This window comes from Vibrio sp. 2092, from assembly GCF_033339635.1.
Taxonomy (GTDB): domain Bacteria; phylum Pseudomonadota; class Gammaproteobacteria; order Enterobacterales; family Vibrionaceae; genus Vibrio; species Vibrio alginolyticus.
The window spans coordinates 1-18,663 of record NZ_JAWOUY010000033.1 but is presented as its reverse complement, the minus strand read 5'-3'; the positions used below and the strand labels follow the sequence as shown (position 1 = coordinate 18,663).

The 18,663-nt window shown below is 46.1% G+C and carries 17 protein-coding genes, 1 tRNA gene and 1 riboswitch; of the genes, 6 read left to right on the top strand and 12 right to left on the bottom strand.

Annotation, left to right across the window (positions count from 1 at the left end; genetic code table 11):
* Positions 1-8 precede the first annotated feature (8 nt).
* Positions 9-2,183 carry a DNA helicase II gene (gene uvrD, locus R7P80_RS28665; protein ID WP_134977829.1) on the bottom strand — a complete coding sequence of 725 codons (2,175 nt, stop codon included), beginning with the start codon at positions 2,181-2,183 and terminating at the stop codon, positions 9-11.
* 281 nt (positions 2,184-2,464) lie between these two features.
* On the opposite strand from uvrD, the gene R7P80_RS28660 reads away from it, so the two are divergent.
* From R7P80_RS28660 to R7P80_RS28645, 4 genes are all read left to right on the top strand, one after another.
* Complete coding sequence (locus R7P80_RS28660; RefSeq protein WP_005378779.1) at positions 2,465-2,725, top strand: DUF2282 domain-containing protein; 261 nt, start codon at positions 2,465-2,467, stop codon at positions 2,723-2,725.
* Between the two features lie 99 nt (positions 2,726-2,824).
* Entirely contained in the window at positions 2,825-3,697 is an 873-nt protein-coding gene (locus tag R7P80_RS28655) for a DUF692 domain-containing protein (protein ID WP_225492252.1), read from the top strand.
* A complete protein-coding gene (locus R7P80_RS28650) occupies positions 3,694-4,452 on the top strand; it encodes a DNA-binding domain-containing protein (protein WP_225492251.1) in 759 nt (252 codons plus the stop codon). The genes R7P80_RS28655 and R7P80_RS28650 overlap by 4 nt, the downstream gene beginning before the upstream one ends.
* A gap of 10 nt (positions 4,453-4,462) precedes the next feature.
* The gene (locus R7P80_RS28645) at positions 4,463-4,918 is read left to right on the top strand and encodes a DoxX family protein (protein WP_054702525.1); all 456 of its coding nucleotides are present in this window, start codon (positions 4,463-4,465) and stop codon (positions 4,916-4,918) included.
* 31 nt (positions 4,919-4,949) lie between these two features.
* On the opposite strand, the gene R7P80_RS28640 is transcribed toward R7P80_RS28645, so the two are convergent.
* On the bottom strand, positions 4,950-5,231 hold the full coding sequence (locus tag R7P80_RS28640; protein WP_005378786.1) for a hypothetical protein: 282 nt from the start codon (positions 5,229-5,231) through the stop codon (positions 4,950-4,952).
* Between the two features lie 91 nt (positions 5,232-5,322).
* Complete coding sequence (locus tag R7P80_RS28635) at positions 5,323-6,516, bottom strand: multidrug effflux MFS transporter (RefSeq protein ID WP_005382927.1); 1,194 nt, start codon at positions 6,514-6,516, stop codon at positions 5,323-5,325.
* 107 nt (positions 6,517-6,623) lie between these two features.
* Here R7P80_RS28635 and R7P80_RS28630 point away from each other — a divergent pair, with 107 nt between their 5' ends.
* The gene (locus R7P80_RS28630; RefSeq protein ID WP_005378791.1) at positions 6,624-7,565 is read left to right on the top strand and encodes a LysR family transcriptional regulator; all 942 of its coding nucleotides are present in this window, start codon (positions 6,624-6,626) and stop codon (positions 7,563-7,565) included.
* A gap of 203 nt (positions 7,566-7,768) precedes the next feature.
* Entirely contained in the window at positions 7,769-9,559 is a 1,791-nt protein-coding gene (locus tag R7P80_RS28625; protein ID WP_225492250.1) for an aminopeptidase P family protein, read from the top strand.
* A 108-nt stretch (positions 9,560-9,667) separates the two neighbouring features.
* Here the strand turns inward: R7P80_RS28625 and thiH are convergent, their stop codons facing one another.
* The 9 genes from thiH to R7P80_RS28580 form a co-directional block, all read right to left on the bottom strand.
* On the bottom strand, positions 9,668-10,780 hold the full coding sequence (gene thiH / locus R7P80_RS28620) for a 2-iminoacetate synthase ThiH (protein ID WP_053306510.1): 1,113 nt from the start codon (positions 10,778-10,780) through the stop codon (positions 9,668-9,670).
* Between the two features lie 34 nt (positions 10,781-10,814).
* Positions 10,815-11,582, bottom strand: coding sequence for a thiazole synthase (locus tag R7P80_RS28615; RefSeq protein ID WP_017821779.1), 768 nt, complete (start codon positions 11,580-11,582; stop codon positions 10,815-10,817).
* Between the two features lie 5 nt (positions 11,583-11,587).
* Complete coding sequence (gene thiS, locus R7P80_RS28610) at positions 11,588-11,842, bottom strand: sulfur carrier protein ThiS (protein ID WP_053306509.1); 255 nt, start codon at positions 11,840-11,842, stop codon at positions 11,588-11,590.
* A gap of 38 nt (positions 11,843-11,880) precedes the next feature.
* A complete protein-coding gene (locus R7P80_RS28605) occupies positions 11,881-12,654 on the bottom strand; it encodes a HesA/MoeB/ThiF family protein (protein WP_151514365.1) in 774 nt (257 codons plus the stop codon).
* Positions 12,641-14,056, bottom strand: coding sequence for a thiamine phosphate synthase (locus R7P80_RS28600; RefSeq protein WP_225492249.1), 1,416 nt, complete (start codon positions 14,054-14,056; stop codon positions 12,641-12,643). Before R7P80_RS28600 ends, R7P80_RS28605 begins: the two co-directional genes overlap by 14 nt.
* On the bottom strand, positions 14,056-15,996 hold the full coding sequence (thiC, locus tag R7P80_RS28595) for a phosphomethylpyrimidine synthase ThiC (protein ID WP_225492248.1): 1,941 nt from the start codon (positions 15,994-15,996) through the stop codon (positions 14,056-14,058). The genes R7P80_RS28600 and thiC overlap by 1 nt, the downstream gene beginning before the upstream one ends.
* A 163-nt stretch (positions 15,997-16,159) precedes the next feature.
* Positions 16,160-16,258: riboswitch (TPP riboswitch) on the bottom strand.
* A gap of 60 nt (positions 16,259-16,318) precedes the next feature.
* Entirely contained in the window at positions 16,319-16,702 is a 384-nt protein-coding gene (gene crcB / locus R7P80_RS28590; protein WP_005378811.1) for a fluoride efflux transporter CrcB, read from the bottom strand.
* 123 nt (positions 16,703-16,825) lie between these two features.
* Complete coding sequence (locus R7P80_RS28585; RefSeq protein ID WP_033907328.1) at positions 16,826-18,208, bottom strand: multicopper oxidase family protein; 1,383 nt, start codon at positions 18,206-18,208, stop codon at positions 16,826-16,828.
* Positions 18,209-18,452: 244 nt separating this feature from the next.
* Positions 18,453-18,529: transfer RNA gene (locus R7P80_RS28580), tRNA-Trp, on the bottom strand.
* Positions 18,530-18,663: the final 134 nt, after the last annotated feature.

Sequence of the window (18,663 nt, the reverse complement as noted above, 5' to 3'; positions counted from 1 at the left end):
GTGAAGCCTTACAGTTTCTCTAGTCGAGCGTAAGCAGTCACCAACCATTTGATGCCCTCACCATTAAAGGCAATCTGTACGCGGCTCTGTGGACCACTGCCTTCGAAGTTGATGATGGTGCCTTCACCAAACTTAGGATGCATCACACGAGAACCTAGCGTAAAGCCAGTTTCATTGAAGCTCTCTTTCACCGCCGTTTGGCTAAATCGACCACTGCTTGCAGGACGGCTAACTTGCGCCTTCATGCGTACTTCGTCTAAACACGTTTCTGGCAGTTCACGGATAAAGCGAGACGGTTTATGGTACTTATCCTGACCGTACAAACGGCGCATTTCAGCATAAGTGATGTACAGTTTCTGCATCGCACGGGTCATGCCTACGTAACACAGACGACGTTCTTCTTCCAAACGCCCTGCTTCTTCTGCCGACATTTGGCTTGGGAACATGCCTTCTTCCACACCGACCATAAACACTAACGGAAACTCTAGACCTTTCGCACTGTGCAATGTCATGAGCTGAACCGCATCTTCAAACTCATCCGCTTGTCCTTCACCCGCTTCTAGTGCTGCATGGGTTAGGAATGCCGTCAGCAGTGACATGTCTTCGGCTTCTTCTGGTTTCTCGAATTGGCGAGTTGCGGTCACCAATTCCTCCAAGTTCTCAATACGCGCCTTAGACTTTTCACCCTTCTCTTGCTCGTACATGGCGAACAAGCCCGAGTATTTGATCACATGGTCAGTTTGGTGATGCAGTGGCATCTCGATGGTGTCGTCTTCTAGTGCTGTGACAAGCTCGATAAAACGGCTCAGAGCACCAGCAGCACGACCAGCAAGCACCTTCTCATCCAACATCGCCACACTCGCTTCCCACATGGTGCAACCACGATCACGAGCCGCAAAACGAATTGTTTCAAGCGTCTTATCACCCAAACCACGTGTTGGCGTATTCACTACACGTTCAAATGCCGCATCATCATTACGGTTAGCAATCAAACGCATGTAGCTCAAGGCATCTTTGATTTCCTGACGTTCGAAGAATCGCATGCCGCCGTAGATACGGTAAGGCAGACCAGCTTGGATTAGTGCTTCTTCAAGAACACGCGACTGGGCGTTGTTACGGTAAAGCATTGCAGCGTCATTCAGAGCACCACCCTTGTCTTGCCACTCTTTGATTTTGTTTACCGCAAAACGGGCTTCATCTAGTTCGTTGTAAGCGCTGTAAATCGAGATAGGCTCACCGACAACGCCATCAGTCCAAAGCTCTTTACCCATACGCTCGGTGTTATTAGCGATCAGAGCGTTCGACGCTTCCAGAATGGTCTTGGTTGAACGGTAGTTTTGTTCAAGACGAATGGTATTCACGCTTGGGAATTCCAGCGTAAATTTCTCAATGTTCTCGACTTTTGCACCACGCCAGCCGTAAATCGACTGATCGTCATCACCTACGATCATCACATGACACTCAGGACCCGCCATCATACGTAGCCAAGCATATTGAATGTTGTTGGTATCTTGGAACTCGTCCACCAAGATATGCTTAAAGCGTGCTTGGTAGTGTTCACGGACGAACTTGTTATCACGCAGTAGCTCATGTGCGCGCAGCAAGATTTCCGCAAAATCGACTAAACCAGCACGATCACACGCTTCTTGGTAAGCGGTGTACAACTGCAGATATGTCTTGGTTACTGGATCATGGTACGCATCAATGTGCGACGGACGCAGACCTTCGTCTTTCTTACCGTTAATCCACCATGCCACTTGGCGTGCAGGCCATTGCTTCTCATCGAGGTTTTGCGCTTTGATCAAACGCTTTAGCAGACGCTGCTGGTCGTCACTGTCAATGATTTGGAAATCTTCCGGTAGCTTCGCATCAAGATAGTGTGCTCGCAGAATACGGTGACAAATGCCGTGGAAAGTACCATTCCACATACCGCCTGCACTGCCCATCATTAGCTCTTCGATACGTCCACGCATCTCTGCCGCCGCCTTATTGGTAAAGGTTACCGACATGATTGAAAACGGAGAAGCTTGCTCGACCGACATCAGCCAAGCGATACGGTGAACAAGAACGCGTGTCTTACCACTTCCTGCGCCAGCAAGAACGAGCAAGTTTTCTAGAGGTGCTGCAACGGCTTCACGTTGTTTATCGTTCAAACCGTCGAGTAATAGAGATGGATCCATCATGATGAGAGCTACTGGTTATTTATACATAAAAACGGATTATAACCTAAACAACCGGGTGCTGTTTAGACAAAACTTGATAAAAAAATCGATGTTTTTTTGCCCAATACATCAATTAGTTATATCTATTTAACCCTACAAACCCATTTACTTCAGAAATTTTTCTGAAAGTTTTTTAGCCAGTTTCCTATCTTTTAAGTTAAGCAAGTTGATAACAAAAACGCCAAAACAGGCGATTCATCTTGCCAACTTAAAGTAAAGGAAATCATTCAGAGGAATTTATTATGAAAAAGTCGAATCTAGCTGTTACTGCTGCTGTTACTGGTCTTCTAGCTCTTGGTGGCACAATGCTAACTGCAGCTCCAGCTGTCGCTGCTGAAAAAGAAAAGTGCTATGGCGTTTCTAAAGCGGGTAAAAACGACTGTGCAACAAAAAGCAGCTCATGCGCTGGTACTTCTAAAGAAGATAACCAAAAAGACGCATTCGTAGTCGTACCAAAAGGTCTTTGTGACAAGCTCGCTGGCGGTAGCACTTCTTCTTCATAATCTTTTATCGCTAGCTATTGTGAGGATGCGTTGACGCTCAACCAACGCAAAGCCAAGACGCATCCTTCTCTTCCCGCACGATTTGAAAAGGAGTTTCACGTGAAACACCACACCTTCCACGACCTTGTTGGAGTTGGATTAAGAACCCCTCACCTCGATTACTTTAGCCAAAACCAACCCGAGTTGTCTTGGTTAGAAATCCACAGTGAAAACTATTTCCAACCCAATGCAGCAGAGCGTCATCAACTACAAACGCTTCGCGAGCAATATCAAATTAGCTGCCACGGTATTGGTTTGTCGTTAGGTTCGGTGGAACGTGTTAGTCAAAAGCATCTTGCGCAACTTAAAGCACTGATTGACTCAATCGACCCAATCCTTGTTTCTGACCATTTAAGTTGGAGTGAAAACGGCGGTCACTACTTTAATGACCTGCTTCCACTTCCGTATACGGAAGAAGCGCTCAACGTGTTCACTCGTAACGTGAATGAAGTGCAGGAATATTTGCAACGCGAGATCTTGATAGAGAACCCATCTAGTTATGTGAAGTTTCAACATTCGACCATCAGCGAATGGGAGTTTCTTACCGAAGTGCAAAAGCGCACTGACTGTCGTTTATTGCTCGATCTAAACAATGTTTATGTTTCGGCGTTCAACCACGGTTTTGATTGCGACACATACCTAGATGCGATTCCAGCCGACAAAGTGGATGAGATTCACTTGGCAGGTTTTACCATCAAACAACTCGACAAAGGTGAGATATGGATTGATACCCATAGCCGCCCAGTTAGTGATGAAGTTTGGCAACTGTTCGCGCAGTGGACAAAAAAACACGGTCCACGTCATACGTTGATTGAATGGGATTTGGATATCCCCGCGCCAGAAGTCTTGCTCGAAGAAGCACAGAAAGCATCGCAACTACTGTTGCAAGGCACACTTCCAAGTGAACAAAGCGAACCAAGGAAGGCATCATGAATCTAGCCACCTTACAAAGCCAGTTTGCTAAAGCCCTACACTATCAAGCACTCGGTGAAGATTGCGATATTGCCAGTGATACGTTTACCGCTGATGAACGCATGCAGATTTACCGCAATAACTTTATCGTCAGCTTAAGCGAGGTGTTATCCGCGACCTACCCGATGGTTGAAGCGCTGCTTGGTGAAGAATGCTTTGAACAGATAGCTCGCCAGCATGTTCTTTCTTACCCATTAGAAGAAGGAAATGTGGTGCATTATGGCGAAGGCTTTCAAGACACCATCATGCAGTTCAGTCAGGTGATCGCAAAAGCACCTTACAGCCCTGAAGTCGCACGCTTCGAGTGGCATATCGACCTAGCTCGTCAAGCACAGTATGAGCAATCCAATGCAGCGGAATTAAAACCGCTTGCGTTACTTGGCGAAGTGAGTGAAGAGCAACAACCCACTTTAGTCTTACACCTTAAAAAGGGCTGCCGCAGCTTTGACTCCAACTACGCTGTATTCGATCTATTTAGCGCGATTCAAACTGGGCAATTCGAACAACTTAATATCAACCAATTACAGCAAGGTGTCATATCGATTCAAGCCAATGGAGAAGCCTTGTGTCACGCACTCGATGCTGATGTGTTCCAACTGCTGCAATGCTTAGAGCAGAAGCGGAGTTTGAGCGAAATACCTGAAGTTTTACTCGCTCATCTCAATCGCATCATGGCACTCGATATTGTTGACGGCTTTACATTGCAATCAATCTAAGGAGCACTCTATGACGGATACGGTTAAAAACTTAGTGAATCGGTATGACGATTTAATCAGTACCTTACAAGCTGGCTTTGTCCCTTTACTACTTCTCTTTTGCCGCTTTTGGGTTGCTTGGGTGTTCTTCAATTCAGGACTAATCAAAATCTCGTCTTGGGATAGCACGTTGTACTTATTTGAGCTGGAATACCAAGTGCCAATCTTGCCATGGGAATTGGCGGCTTATTTAGGTACGGCTGCGGAGTTGGTTCTACCGGTGTTCTTGGCACTGGGATTGATTACCCGCCCGATGGCAGCAATGCTGTTTGTGTTCAACATCATCGCAGTGATCTCTTACCCACTGTTGTGGGAGAAAGGTTTTTATGACCACCAACTTTGGGGATTGATGATTCTTATCGTAATCGTATGGGGGCCAGGACCGCTGTCTTTGGACCACATCCTGAAAAAGAAAATGACGAGCTAAAAAAATCCCCGCATCATGCGGGGATTTTTTATTATTTATTCAAGTAAGCCAGTAGCTCTTCTGCTGAGATACCTTGCTGAGCGAGGTCTTTTGCCATCTGCTCGACTTGTTCATCTTTGCGTGACTCAATCACTTGCTGAAATTGGTACACGATATCACGCAAAATTGGCAGAGGTACTTGTTTAGCCGCACTACGAATACGCTCGGAGCTTTGATTACCCAGCTCATTAAGCAACTTGCCAAACATCACCTTTTCTGGTGAATCTTCCATTTGCTCTAGAATACGAGCCATTTCATACGTGGTTAACGACATTACTTTTTGAGTTCCGTTATGGTGTCAGGAAAAGTCTGAGTGACAAATATACACGCCTTACTTACATTGGAAAATACTAAATTACACTGATTTACGCTTTCGCAAAGCTCGAGTGCCAGTTCTTCCCTGCTTTTGTAAACAGAACGACCAACGCAGGTAATAGGACCCACATATGAATTGCGATCAAGGTTTGTGGATCCAGAGATAAGCGTTGCAGTGTACCCACCAACAAACCAGAGCCACTCATTTGGAACAATCCAAGCAGTGCAGCTGCCGTGCCCGCCTTATCACCAAACGGTTCTAACGCTTTCCCTGCCGCTGCACCCAGAATGAATGCAAAACCTACAGAAGACATGAAGATAGGTAGCATGAAAGAAAGCGCGGTATTCTGACCATTCATCACTAGCATGATCACACCTGCGAGACCCAGAGTTGAGATCCCGGTGACCAAGGTGTTGTGAGTTCCAACGCGCTCCATAAACTTAGGCGCCAGCATACATGCCGCAATGTTTATCACCGCATTTACACCAAACCAGAAAGTGAATTCATTCATCGACAGCCCCATCCCCGTCATCAATACCGACGGTGCTGAGGTAACGTAAGCAAGAATAACCGCCATCGCCATCAAGCATAATGACGCATGGAAAACAAAAGATGGTGTGCTAAGCACTGCCCAATACCGACTAAGCTTAAACACGGCTTGCTTTTCTGTTGACGGGTTAGTCTCTTTCATCATGAAAAACATCAATGATCCAGACACCACAGCAAAACCAGCCATAAAGCTAAAGTTAGCACGCCAGTCAAATTGCTGAGTTAACCAGCTACCTAGAATTGGAGCTAAAGCCGGAATAAAACAAATCGCACCGTTAAGGTAGCTGATCATTTTGCCGCTTTTTTCCGGGCCAAAAATATCGCGAACTGTTGCAAAGGCTGCTACCGATGTCGCACACGCACCTAAGCCTTGTAGCAGTCGGGAAACCAACATCCACTCAATATTTTGAGCACTCCACGCCAATAAAGCGCTCATCGCGTAAATGGTGATACCGCCCAATGCAACAGTTCGACGTCCGAGTTTATCTGCTAAGGGACCTGCGAATAGCTGACCAACACCCATAGCAAATAAGAACCAAGTGATCGTGTCTTGTGCTAGCGCATTATCGACCTGAAAAGTGGAAGCAATAAGAGGTAAAGCAGGTAGATAAATATCAATCGCTAAAGGACTGAAAAGAACCAAAAGGGTCAATAACGCCATCTGTTTTTTACTATTAGAAAACTGGCTAGACACACAACACTCCGAATTGGATAAAGAACTTTGGGTAAAGCTTAATCATCTGATGATATGAATGGAAATGATGTATAATCATGAGCATTATTCCTCAGAGGAAACTCACTGTGAATGTCGAAAAACTGGCTCGTATCGATTTAAATCTATTGGTCTGCTTTAAAGTGCTGATTGAAGAGTTAAATGTCACTCGTGCGGCCCACCGATTGTGCTTAAGCCAATCCGCCGTAAGTAAATCACTGGCTAAACTGCGCATTCAATTTGATGACCCGCTTTTCACTCGAAACTCACATGGATTAACACCTACGCCGCGCGCATTGTTTCTTAAACCGAAACTGGATCTGTTGATAAATCAGTTAGAAGTGCTGACTCAACCCGAAGAGTTTTCTCCGCAAAGCAGCGAATACCGTTTTCAAATAGCAGCGGTAGAGAGTGTCTACCCTCTCATTCTACCCCATTTCTTACCGGCGATTTTTCAACAAGCACCTGGCGTGACAATTAGCACACACCCGTGGTCGGATAATACATTTAAAATGCTTCAACGCGGCGAACTGGATTTAGGCTTAACTGGAAAAGATATCGATATAAACGATGCCAAGCTGACTCTTCAACCACCCGATGACATTTGCGAGTTGGAAATTTATCGTGATTACCAAATGTGCATCATTCGCAAAAACCACCCTGCGCTAAAACAACCTTGGAATCTGGAAGCCTATCTCGCCCTACGCCATGTACAAGTACGTTGTGATGGCAACGACCGTTGGTTGCTGGATTATCGCCTTGCAGATATTGGCGCCGACCGCGATATTGCCGTCACTGTGCCCGACTTTAACAGTGCCGCAAGTTTATGTTCATACACCGACTTTATCTTTACTGCACCAAGTCATTTTGTGCAACTTGCGGCCAAACAGCTTGATTTGGTCGTGCTGCCACTACCGTTAGAATTCCCACCTATGGCTTACACTTTATTCTGGCACCGAGACAGAGAAAACGACCCTGCATTAGGCTGGCTACGTACGATGATCACACAAAAAACCGATCACCTTAGATAAAAACACCGCGCTCAATTTGCGCTTAGCGGCTAAAATGAGTAGCTTAACTGTCGTAGTCCTTTTTGGCTCATCTATGGCCTAGTTGTACTCCGACTCTATTGAAGTGATTGCGAACCTCAATGGAATCGTAAACTGCATGAAGCAGATGGAAACAGCTCCCACACCTGAGCATGAAGGAGCGGTAATTTGAAGGAATAACACAGATGCACAACGATACCCAAAGCCGCGTGAATGCAATTCGCGAATGGCTAGCACAACATAATATTGATGCCCTACTTGTCCCTCATGAAGACGAGTACTTGGGTGAATACGTACCAGCGCACAACGAGCGTTTACATTGGCTAACTGGCTTTACTGGTTCTGCTGGTGCTGCGGTAATCACCAAAGACAAAGCCGCTATCTTTGTTGATGGTCGCTACACAGTACAAGTAACAAAGCAGGTTCCTGCTGATCTATTCGAATACCGTCACTTGATTGAAGAGCCTGCACTAGATTGGATTAAAGACCATCTTGCAAATGGCGCGTCTGTGGCAATCGACCCTCGCATGCACAACTCTGCTTGGCTAGACATGGCACAAGCAAAACTTGCAGGTACCCTTGAGCTTAAGATTCTCGATAGCAACCCAATTGATGAACTGTGGCACGACCGCCCTGCTCCTGTGGTTTCTGATGTTCGCCTAATGGCAACAGAAACAGTTGGACAATCAAGTGAAAGCAAACGCCAAGAAATCGCAGAGCTCGTGAAAAAAGCCGGTGCAGACAGCGCAGTGATCACAGCACTTGATTCTATCTGTTGGTTGCTCAACGTTCGTGGTCTAGATGTCTCACGTCTACCAGTTCTGCTTTCTCACGCGATTCTGCACTCAGACTCAAGCGTGGAATACTTCCTAGATCCTGCTCGCCTACCTGCTGAGTTTGACGCTCATGTTGGTGCCGGCGTGACGGTTCATCACCCAGAAGCATTGCAAGCACGACTAGAAAACCTAACTGGCAAGAATGTACTGGTTGACCCTGCGACAAGTAACGCGTGGTTTAAGCTGGTTCTACAAAACGCTGGCGCATCTGTGGTGAGTAAAGCTGATCCATGCCTAATGCCAAAAGCGGCGAAGAACTCAGTTGAAATCGCAGGCATGAAAGCATGTCATATCCGTGATGGCGTAGCGATGAGTAAGTTCCTATCTTGGTTAGATACTGAAGTCGCTGCTGGTAACCTGCATGATGAAGCGACACTGGCAGACAAACTGGAAGCATTTCGTAGCGAAGACCCGACACTTATGGATCTTAGCTTTGATACCATTTCAGCGGCAGGTGGCAACGCGGCGATGTGTCACTACAACCACGAGAACCAACCTGAACCTGGCAAGCTAGAACTGAACACGCTTTACCTAGTGGATTCAGGCGGTCAGTACCTAGATGGCACGACAGACATCACGCGTACAATTGCGATCGGTCAGCCTTCACAAGAGATGATTAAACAATTCACTCTCGCACTAAAAGGTCACATCGGTGTTGCTCGTGCACGTTTCCCGAAAGGCACACGTGGTTACCAAATCGATACGCTAGCTCGTCAGCACCTATGGGCGGAAGGCTACGATTACGATCACGGTACTGGTCACGGTGTTGGTCACTTCCTAAGTGTTCATGAAGGTCCAGCGAGCATTTCGAAGAAGCAAATCGACGTGCCTCTAACAGAAGGCATGGTGCTATCCAACGAGCCAGGTTACTACCGTGCAGATGCGTTTGGTATCCGTATTGAGAACCTAGAGCTTGTTGTTGAAACCCCAACTAACGGTGACTTCCCTGTTCTGTCATTTGAGTCGCTAACGCGCTGTCCAATCGACAAGCGCAATATCAACGTTGATATGCTAACTCGTCCAGAACTTGCTTGGCTGAATGATTACCATCAGAAAGTATGGGATGAGATCAGCCCACTTGTTGAAGGTGATGTGAAAGAGTGGCTTCGTCAAGCAACGCTACCAGTAGCACACAGCTAGAAGCTAGAAGCTAGAAAAAAGTAGAGGGTTGATGTTTTGCATCAACCCTCTTTTCTTTACTTATGTTTCACGTGAAACATAACGATGACCAGTGGCTTTATTTGCTGATTAACCAGAATACGCCGAGTGCCAATCTCGCCATACAGGATCAAAGCCTTTGGCTCGAATCATATCTTCCACAGAACCAGCACTTCGCTCATCACTGATCTCAAACTGCTCGAGTTCAACATCATCCATCGCATAACCGCCCGGCTGAGTTTTAGATGCAGCAGACATACTGGTGATACCTAACGGTAATGCATTGTCTCTGAACTTTGGTGATTCACGAGTCGATAATGACAACTCCACTTCTGGATTCAACAAACGATAAGCGCAAATCAGCTGAACAAGTTGCTTATCCGTCATGACTGATTTGGGTTGTAGCGCGCCCTTACAAGGACGTAAACGTGGGAAAGAAATTGAGTAACGAGTCTGCCAATATGTGCGCTCAAGATAGTCCAAGTGCGCTGCCACATAAAAACAGTCGGTACGCCACTCTTCCAACCCTATCAATGCGCCAATACCAATCTTATCGATGCCTGCTTTTGCAAGACGATCGGGTGTATCCAATCGGTATTCGAAATCCATCTTATTGCCACGCAGATGGTGCTCGGCGTAAGTCGAAGGATGATACGTTTCTTGATAAACCATCACCGCATCTAAACCCAATGTCTTGAGCTCAGCGTATTCGTCTTGATCAAGTGGCTGCACTTCCATCGCCAAATAGTTAAAACGTTGCTTAATCATCGGCACCATTTCGCGGAAGTATTTCATACCCACTTTAGTTTCGTGCTCGCCAGTCACCAGCAATACGCTATCAAACTTCATGCGCTTGATGGCTTCGACTTCTGCTGCCACTTCGTCCCGATTCAAGGTACGACGCTTGATTCTATTCTCCATTGAGAAGCCGCAATAAGTACAAGCATTGGCGCACAAGTTAGAAAGGTACAATGGAATATAAAGCGACATGGTATTACCAAAACGCTTGCGAGTGGCCGAGTATGACAGTTGTGCCATCTGCTCTAAGTACGCTTCAGCAGCTGGTGAAATTAGCGCTTTAAAGTCTTCCAAATCACGTTTGGGTTTATTCAATGCTCGCTCAACATCTTGTGCCGTTTTCGCATAGATAGACATCGAAATGTCATCCCAATTAAGCTGCTTAAATTGTTCAACGAAGCTCATGTTTTCCTCGCTTATTAGCTAAATCAATCTAGGGCTAAAGCTCATCTAGGAATGACGTCAGTGGACTCGACGCAACCGCATGAGAAACCTTACCAGCAAGTCCGGCTTCATAAGCCATACGCCCCGACTCTACCGCCAACTTAAATGCCTTCGCCATCGCAACGGGATCGCTCGAAGCTGCAATCGCAGTATTAACGAGCACGGCATCCGCGCCCATTTCCATCGCACGCGCGGCATGTGAAGGTGCGCCAATACCCGCATCAACAATGACAGGAACATTAGCTTGGTCGATGATGATCTCTAGGAAATCGTGAGAAACTATCCCTTTGTTGGAACCGATCGGCGCACCTAATGGCATGACAGCAGCGCAGCCAACCTCTTCCAATCGTTTACACAGAACCGGGTCAGCATGACAGTAAGGAAGGACAATGAAGCCTTCACGAACCAGCTGTTCAGCGGCTGCAAGTGTCTCAATTGGATCGGGCATCAAGTACTTCGGGTCTGGATGAATTTCCAGTTTTAGCCAGTTAGTACCCAACGCTTCTCGCGCCAGTTGTGCAGCAAACACAGCATCTTTAGCATTCTTTGCTCCTGATGTGTTTGGCAATAAGTTCACCCCCGCTTTTACTAGCGGCAGCAAAATATCGTCTTGTTGGTCATTCACATCCACACGCTTCAACGCCATGGTCGCAAGTTGAGAACCCGATACTTGAATCGCTTCTGCCATTAATCGGCTGCTGGCAAATTTCCCTGTTCCCGTGAACAGTCTTGATTCGAATTGTTTATCACCAATTTTAAGCATCGACTTTAACCCCCCGCGATCGCTTGAAACAAAGAGATGCTATCTCCCTGTGAAAGAACTGTGCTAGCCCACTCACTGCGTGGCACAACATTGTTATTAATTGCAAAAACACAGCCCATTTCAGGCAGCGCAAATTGACTAATGATTTGCTGTAGATTCGACTCACTGACAACTTGATGTGACTGGTCATTGATGACAATAGTGATCACATCTAAGTCAGCAGCGGTCATTTGTGTTGTTTGTTGTTCTGATAACGTCATTGCTTCCAACTCTCTTAATTCTGCCCATTACTCACAAGCTAAATCTGAGCACACACTTGGCACTGTTTATCTTTGCTTATCGCCATGGTTTGCCATTGCAGTTTCAACCCATCAAACAGATGCAACTTGGCAGTCTCGACATGAAACTTTCCCGTCGCCAGTTTTTGAATTGCCGCAATCGCTTGGTAGTTACCAAGTGTGCCGACCACCGGACCGACGACACCGCTGTCACTGCACTTTTGAGTTTGTGGTAATTCGTCGAACGGATACAAACAGCGGTAACAGGCTTTACTCTGCGCTTCTTGTTCACTTGGTGTTTGGTAATCAAAGACTGCGAATTGCCCTTGCCAACCAACAGCTGCCGCCGAGATGAGCGGCGTATTTTGCTCGAAACAAACTCGGTTAATTAGCTGGCGCGTTGGCATGTTATCGGTGCAGTCGAGCACCACATCCGCTAGCATCACCTCAAGCTGCAGCTGTGCTTTGTCTAATCGCTTATTGAGAGCACGAATTTGAACCATAGAATTAAGTTCAGTCAGTTGCTTTACAGTCGCTTTTGTTTTCGCAACTTGTAGGTCTTGTTCACGATAAATGATCTGACGTTGTAGGTTACTGCTATCAACTTCATCGTCATCGACCACAACCAATTTACCAACACCCGCTGACGCCAAGTACAAGCTCGCTGCGCTCCCTAACCCACCACAACCGATGATCAGCACATGCGATTTACTCAAACGCTCTTGCCCAATTTCGGCAATTTCAGGCAGAGCGACTTGGCGCTGATAGCGAAGGAACTGCTTATCCGTGAGCATGCTCGCCTCTCTTGTTATGCGCCAATTCACTATTCTGATCAGTAAACGTTAGCTGTCTTTCCTTCATCAGTTTTGCGAAGAACTCGATGACGGACTGAGGTGATTCTGCCAACGTAATAGCTCGCACAACTGCCAAACTAGAAACACCTGCTTGCCAAACTTGGTCTGCATTAGATTGGTCAATGCCACCAATCGCGACCGTCGGAAAGCCAAGCACATAGTCACTACCTGCTTTGTCTTTTGCGGGACGGAAAGCAGCCTCTGTATTTGTATAAGGAATGCTATCAATCAGCTTTTGATATAGAGCCAAGCGCACCAAACCTTGTGGTTTCGATGGCATCTGTTTAGTGGTGGTTGGGAAAATATGCCCTAGCGCGATGTAACTAGGATGAATTTGTACGATGCGCAGTAGTTCGTAATAACCATGCGTAGAAAGACCAAGACGAATGCCGGCTTTAGTTATCTGAGCCAAATTCGATTCTTCTATGTCTTCTTGTCCTAGGTGAACGCCATAAGCGCCATGCTTGATTGCCAACTGCCAATAGTCATTGATGAACACTTGTGCTTGATACTGACGGCCTAGCTCAATTGCTCGAATGATCTGTTGTTCTAAATCGGCTTGTTGTGGGTTCTTGATTCGCAGTTGAATAGTGTTGATGCCTAGTGGCAGTAGACGCTCAATCCAAGCAACATCATCAACGACTGGATAGAGCCCTAGACTTTGCTTAGTTAGAGTTGGAAAGCTAACGCTCTCACCTTGTGCAGACCAACCAACTTGAATACCTAGCCGGTTATCCTCTAGTACAGGTGTGGGGAAATCATCAAATTGGTCAGCCCACTGAGTAGATCTTCCCTCACCAAGGTTGTCATTCAACAGTGTTTCACGTGAAACATTCGCTTGTTGAGTTAGCATTCCTCGAGCAAGTGTTAACGCATCTTCGATAGGAAAATCGAGTACTGTCAGCGTTACTATCCAAGCAAGGTGATGTTCAGGATCGAACATTGCGTTGAATTTGGACTTAACGGAAAGCGCTCTCACTTCGTTGTTAATTGGGTGACGCCAGATATCAAGCTGAAGCACTTTCTCCTTTTCATCGGATACCTGCGTATCAGCAATGCCAATATGAATCGCTTTCGACGGTTGCTTAGCGCACGCTTCTACCGACAAAGCAGAACGGTAATAGAGCACAAATGAACTCTCATGCTCAGAGTCATAATCATCAATGAGATCAGTCGTTATGTGTGTGGTCTGTTGGCCGCGAACAAGCTGAATAGATTGAGTTGGGCTCACACCCAACTCAATGTCTTCGATGCTAAAACCCTGTTCTTTCGCCAACAACAAACATTGCTGAACTAAACCTGCCAGTTCAATCAATGATGACGGAATAAGGATTTTGCTCATTAGTCACTTACCTCGGCATGTGCTGCTGGGTGGTATAGCTCGGAACCTGACTCTCTAAATTCTTGCGATTTCTGACGCATCCCCTCAAGAGGATCATCCAGCATTTTGATTGAGATAGCTTGGTCCGCAGCAACTTGCTCAGTGTCTTTCGCGTACTCTCGTACCTCTTGCGAAATCTTCATCGAGCAGAACTTTGGTCCGCACATCGAACAGAAGTGAGCAACTTTGCCGGACTCTTGAGGTAAGGTTTCATCATGGAAAGCGCGCGCGGTATCTGGGTCGAGTGACAAGTTGAATTGATCTTCCCAGCGGAACTCGAAGCGAGCTTTAGAAAGCGCATTATCACGAACTTGAGCACCTGGGTGCCCTTTCGCTAAATCAGCGGCGTGCGCAGCAAGCTTATAAGTGATCATGCCTACTTTCACATCTTCTTTGTTTGGTAAGCCAAGATGCTCTTTAGGAGTGACGTAGCAAAGCATCGCACAGCCATACCAACCAATCATGGCAGCGCCGATGCCTGAAGTAATATGGTCGTAACCAGGAGCGACGTCTGTCGTCAGTGGGCCAAGCGTGTAGAATGGTGCTTCATGGCAGTGCTCCAGCTGCTCTTCCATGTTCTCTTTGATCATATGCATTGGAACATGGCCAGGACCTTCGATAATTACTTGTACGTCGTATTCCCACGCAACCTTGGTTAACTCACCAAGGGTACGAAGCTCTGCAAATTGCGCTTCGTCGTTAGCATCGGCCACCGAGCCAGGACGCAGACCATCACCGAGAGAAAGTGCCACATCATACTTAGCACAGATTTCACAGATCTCTCGGAAGTGGGTATATAAGAAGCTTTCTTGGTGATGCGCTAAACACCATTTCGCGATGATAGAACCACCACGAGAGACGATGCCAGTAACGCGTTTTGCAGTCATTGGCACATAACGAAGTAGTAAACCGGCATGGATAGTAAAGTAGTCAACGCCCTGCTCTGCTTGCTCAATCAGGGTATCGCGCATCACTTCCCAGTTAAGGTTTTCCGCAACACCATTCACTTTCTCAAGCGCTTGATACATTGGTACGGTACCGATCGGAACCGGACTGTTACGTAGAATCCACTCGCGAGTTTCGTGGATGTTACGTCCAGTAGAGAGATCCATAACGGTATCGCCACCCCAGCGCGTTGCCCATACTAACTTTTCTACTTCTTCCTCAATCGAAGAAGTGACCGATGAGTTACCGATGTTGGCGTTCACTTTGACCAAAAAGTTACGTCCAATGATCATTGGTTCGGATTCTGGGTGGTTAATATTTGAAGGGATAATAGCGCGACCTTCGGCGACTTCTTTACGCACGAATTCGGCGGTAATATCTTTTGGTAGGTTCGCTCCGAAGCTTTGACCCGGATGCTGTTGATTCAGCACTTCATCGCGATACTTGGCACGCCCCATGTTTTCACGCAGCGCGATATATTCCATTTCTGGGGTAATAATACCTTTGCGAGCATAGTGCAATTGAGTCACACAATGGCCATCTTTGGCACGTCGAATACGTGGTAGATTACCGTAACGAAGACCGTCTAGTGTTTCGTCTTCTAAGCGTTCTTTGGTGTACACCGAGCTTACTTCATCAAGTAGCTCAGTATCGGCGCGCTCTTCAATCCACCCTTCTCTCAGCTTAGGTAAGCCGTTATAGAGGTCTATGGTGTGCTCTGGATCTGTGTATACACCCGACGTATCGTAAACGCGTACTGGCTCATTAGGTTCGAATATAGGCGCTTCTTTTGTGCCTCCAATAAGGCTATCAGCGAGTGATATTTCACGCATTGGCACACGAATATCTGGACGTGAGCCTTCTACGTAGACTTTGCTTGAATTGGGGTACGGTTGTACCGAGAGTGTATCAATGAACTGTTTTGCTTCCAGTCTCGCTTGTTTGCGACTCGACATAGCATTTTTCCTTGCTTTGTTATACTAGATAAAAAGTAATTGGATAAAAATGCTTGGCGGATAGATGCGACAAGAGGAGTCAAATTAAGGCTAGTTAAAGCTTACGATATTTGCCTGTAACAACATTCGACTTTTGATAGATCAACCAGAAAGAACTCCGGTGTGAATATCTTCTCTTGTTCCCTTCGCAGATTCTAATCTGATCAGGTTCAACGGATCCCGAATTAACGGTCTCAGCCTTATGGCACTCCGACAAGTGATGTCAGTATATAAAAACGGCTTGGTGAAACCAAGCCGACCTGTTCAATTTTTAACTACTTTGCTAGCTGCGCATCAATAATTGAAAGCCTATCCACGCCGCTGAAATACTTAACACGACATTCAACAATACGTTCAACCCCATCTTAAAGAAAGCGCCCTGCTGCATAAGCAAAACATTATCCATCGAGAAGGTGGAAAACGTCGTTAGTGCGCCTAAAAAACCCAAGCCAATCACTTGTCGCCAAGGTTCCGTTGCCAAAAGTTCATTATCGAAAGCTGCTATCAATAAGCCCATCATAAATGAGCCAACAACGTTAACGGTTAACGTACCATATGGAAAACCACGCCCCAATAAAATGACACAAAGTTCAGAAATTAAGTAACGAGAACATGCACCAAATGCACCACCCAATGCAATAAAACCCAAAACGGATAGTTGTCCCATAATTCCCCCAGAAAAGTTAATGGCGACATTGTAATCAAATTTACGGCAATAGTGATTATACAATCTTAGAATTCAGCAAATTATAGCGCTTAAAACTTATCAAGATTTAAAAAGTTACAGGAGTCACTTTACTTCAATATAACCCATCAACCCCGTCTTCATGTGTTCGATCACATGACAATGGTACATCCAACGTCCAGGGTTATCTGCAACAAATGCCGCTTTCGCACTGCCGTTTTTTCCAAGCAAGACCGTATCGGTATGAAACGGTTCGTCGAGTTTTTTTCCATCTAACTCAAGAACCGTAAATGTGTGTCCATGAAGGTGAATAGGATGATGATATTGGGTGACGTTCTTTAGGTTGAAGATATAGGTTTTTCCCATCTCCAATGTTGAAAGGGGCGCTGGAATATTATCTTTGCTCATTCCCTCCCAAGCCCGTTTGTTCATCAGCCAGAATTTAGGTATCGCTTTGCCCGATTTATCAGCAGGAGTGATCGCCCCCTCCCACTCAAACACATAATCGATTTGCTCTGCATTTTTCAAGTCGAGAGCTGGCACAGGGTTGAGAGGTAATAAAGGCAGTTTCTGGTTGTTCGACAGGTCAGACTCAACAACGTCAAACTCGCACAAAGGGAATGGGAAGCGTCCTTTCATTTGACGCACATAAACACGTTTTCCAACCTTCGGAGCAATCAATCCGATATCTAACCTCATTCCTGGACCAATTTTGTGCTGAGTGAGCTTATAAGGCGTTTTAACAGGATTACCATCAATAGCAATAACCCAAGCCTCTGCACCTTCAATAGCGATCGGGTAAGTAATGGTATTATCGACATTAGCAATTCTTAATCGCGTAGTGGCATTCTGCTTCAGCGTATAAACAGGTTCATGCACACCATTGACGCTACTCCACTCTCCGGGAGTCCCCATACGAGCGCTCAAGCGCGGCACCATAAGGTTCTTCCACTGACCTAGTTTGTCTAAATGCCAATGCTTGAGGACGACCTCATGCTCTTCATCAAACTGAACCGGCTCTGCCTCTTCAACGACAATTAGCCCGACTAAGCCCATACCAAGCTGCTTCACACTATTCATATGTGGGTGATACCAAAATGTGCCCGCATCTGGTGGTGTAAATTCATAAACGAATGTTTCACCTGGCATGATAGGCTGCTGGCTCAAGAAAGGGACACCATCCATTTCAATAGGGATTCGCAAGCCATGCCAGTGGATTGTAGTCGGCTCTGAAAGCTTGTTAGTAAACCGAATTATAACTTTCTCGCCTTGGCGACAACGAATCACAGGCGCTGGAATCGAACCATTAAATGCGAGTACGTCTGTGTTAAACCCAGGGACCAATTCTGCAGTAGAAGGCTCTGCAGTGATATCGTATATATATTGCCCCTGCTTATTAGTGCTCCTAGATAGAGAACATGCAGGTAGAACGGCAAGCGCGGAGATTGCTAAGGATGATTGAAGAAAGCGTCGACGAGATATATCCATACATAGTTACTCATTAATCCAGATCGGTTGAGTGTAACTAAATATAAATAGTGATTCCCCTTTATTATTAAAATTTCGGGCCACTGATCATTACAGCTAACTGTAGTTTCGTTCGTTCAGTAGATTAAATGCTGCCAAAGTACAGCAGAAAGCCATACTTACGGGATAAGAGTAGAAATAAGCTGTAATAATGAGAAGAAACCAGATACAAAAAAGGCTCTGACCTAAGCCAGAGCCTGATATGTGGCAGGGGTGGAGAGATTCGAACTCCCAACACGCGGATTTGGAATCCGCTGCTCTGCCAATTGGAGCTACACCCCTATAGAATTTTCATATTCTAGATTTGACAAAACCTCGCATAAGCGAGGTTGTCGATATTAAGTGGCGGAGTGGACGGGACTCGAACCCGCGACCCCCGGCGTGACAGGCCGGTATTCTAACCAACTGAACTACCA

Bases quoted from the DNA above. Each gene is read 5' to 3' on its own strand.
- thiS (WP_053306509.1), bottom strand. From the start codon at position 11,842: ATGACGTTATCAGAACAACAAACAACACAAATGACCGCTGCTGACTTA.
- crcB (WP_005378811.1), bottom strand. From the start codon at position 16,702: ATGGGACAACTATCCGTTTTGGGTTTTATTGCATTGGGTGGTGCATTT.
- R7P80_RS28650 (WP_225492251.1), top strand. From the start codon at position 3,694: ATGAATCTAGCCACCTTACAAAGCCAGTTTGCTAAAGCCCTACACTAT.
- R7P80_RS28615 (WP_017821779.1), bottom strand. From the start codon at position 11,582: ATGCTTAAAATTGGTGATAAACAATTCGAATCAAGACTGTTCACGGGA.
- R7P80_RS28660 (WP_005378779.1), top strand. From the start codon at position 2,465: ATGAAAAAGTCGAATCTAGCTGTTACTGCTGCTGTTACTGGTCTTCTA.
- R7P80_RS28600 (WP_225492249.1), bottom strand. From the start codon at position 14,056: ATGAGCAAAATCCTTATTCCGTCATCATTGATTGAACTGGCAGGTTTA.
- thiH (WP_053306510.1), bottom strand. From the start codon at position 10,780: ATGAGCTTCGTTGAACAATTTAAGCAGCTTAATTGGGATGACATTTCG.
- R7P80_RS28585 (WP_033907328.1), bottom strand. From the start codon at position 18,208: ATGGATATATCTCGTCGACGCTTTCTTCAATCATCCTTAGCAATCTCC.
- R7P80_RS28640 (WP_005378786.1), bottom strand. From the start codon at position 5,231: ATGTCGTTAACCACGTATGAAATGGCTCGTATTCTAGAGCAAATGGAA.
- R7P80_RS28625 (WP_225492250.1), top strand. From the start codon at position 7,769: ATGCACAACGATACCCAAAGCCGCGTGAATGCAATTCGCGAATGGCTA.
- thiC (WP_225492248.1), bottom strand. From the start codon at position 15,996: ATGTCGAGTCGCAAACAAGCGAGACTGGAAGCAAAACAGTTCATTGAT.
- R7P80_RS28605 (WP_151514365.1), bottom strand. From the start codon at position 12,654: ATGCTCACGGATAAGCAGTTCCTTCGCTATCAGCGCCAAGTCGCTCTG.
- uvrD (WP_134977829.1), bottom strand. From the start codon at position 2,183: ATGATGGATCCATCTCTATTACTCGACGGTTTGAACGATAAACAACGT.
- R7P80_RS28645 (WP_054702525.1), top strand. From the start codon at position 4,463: ATGACGGATACGGTTAAAAACTTAGTGAATCGGTATGACGATTTAATC.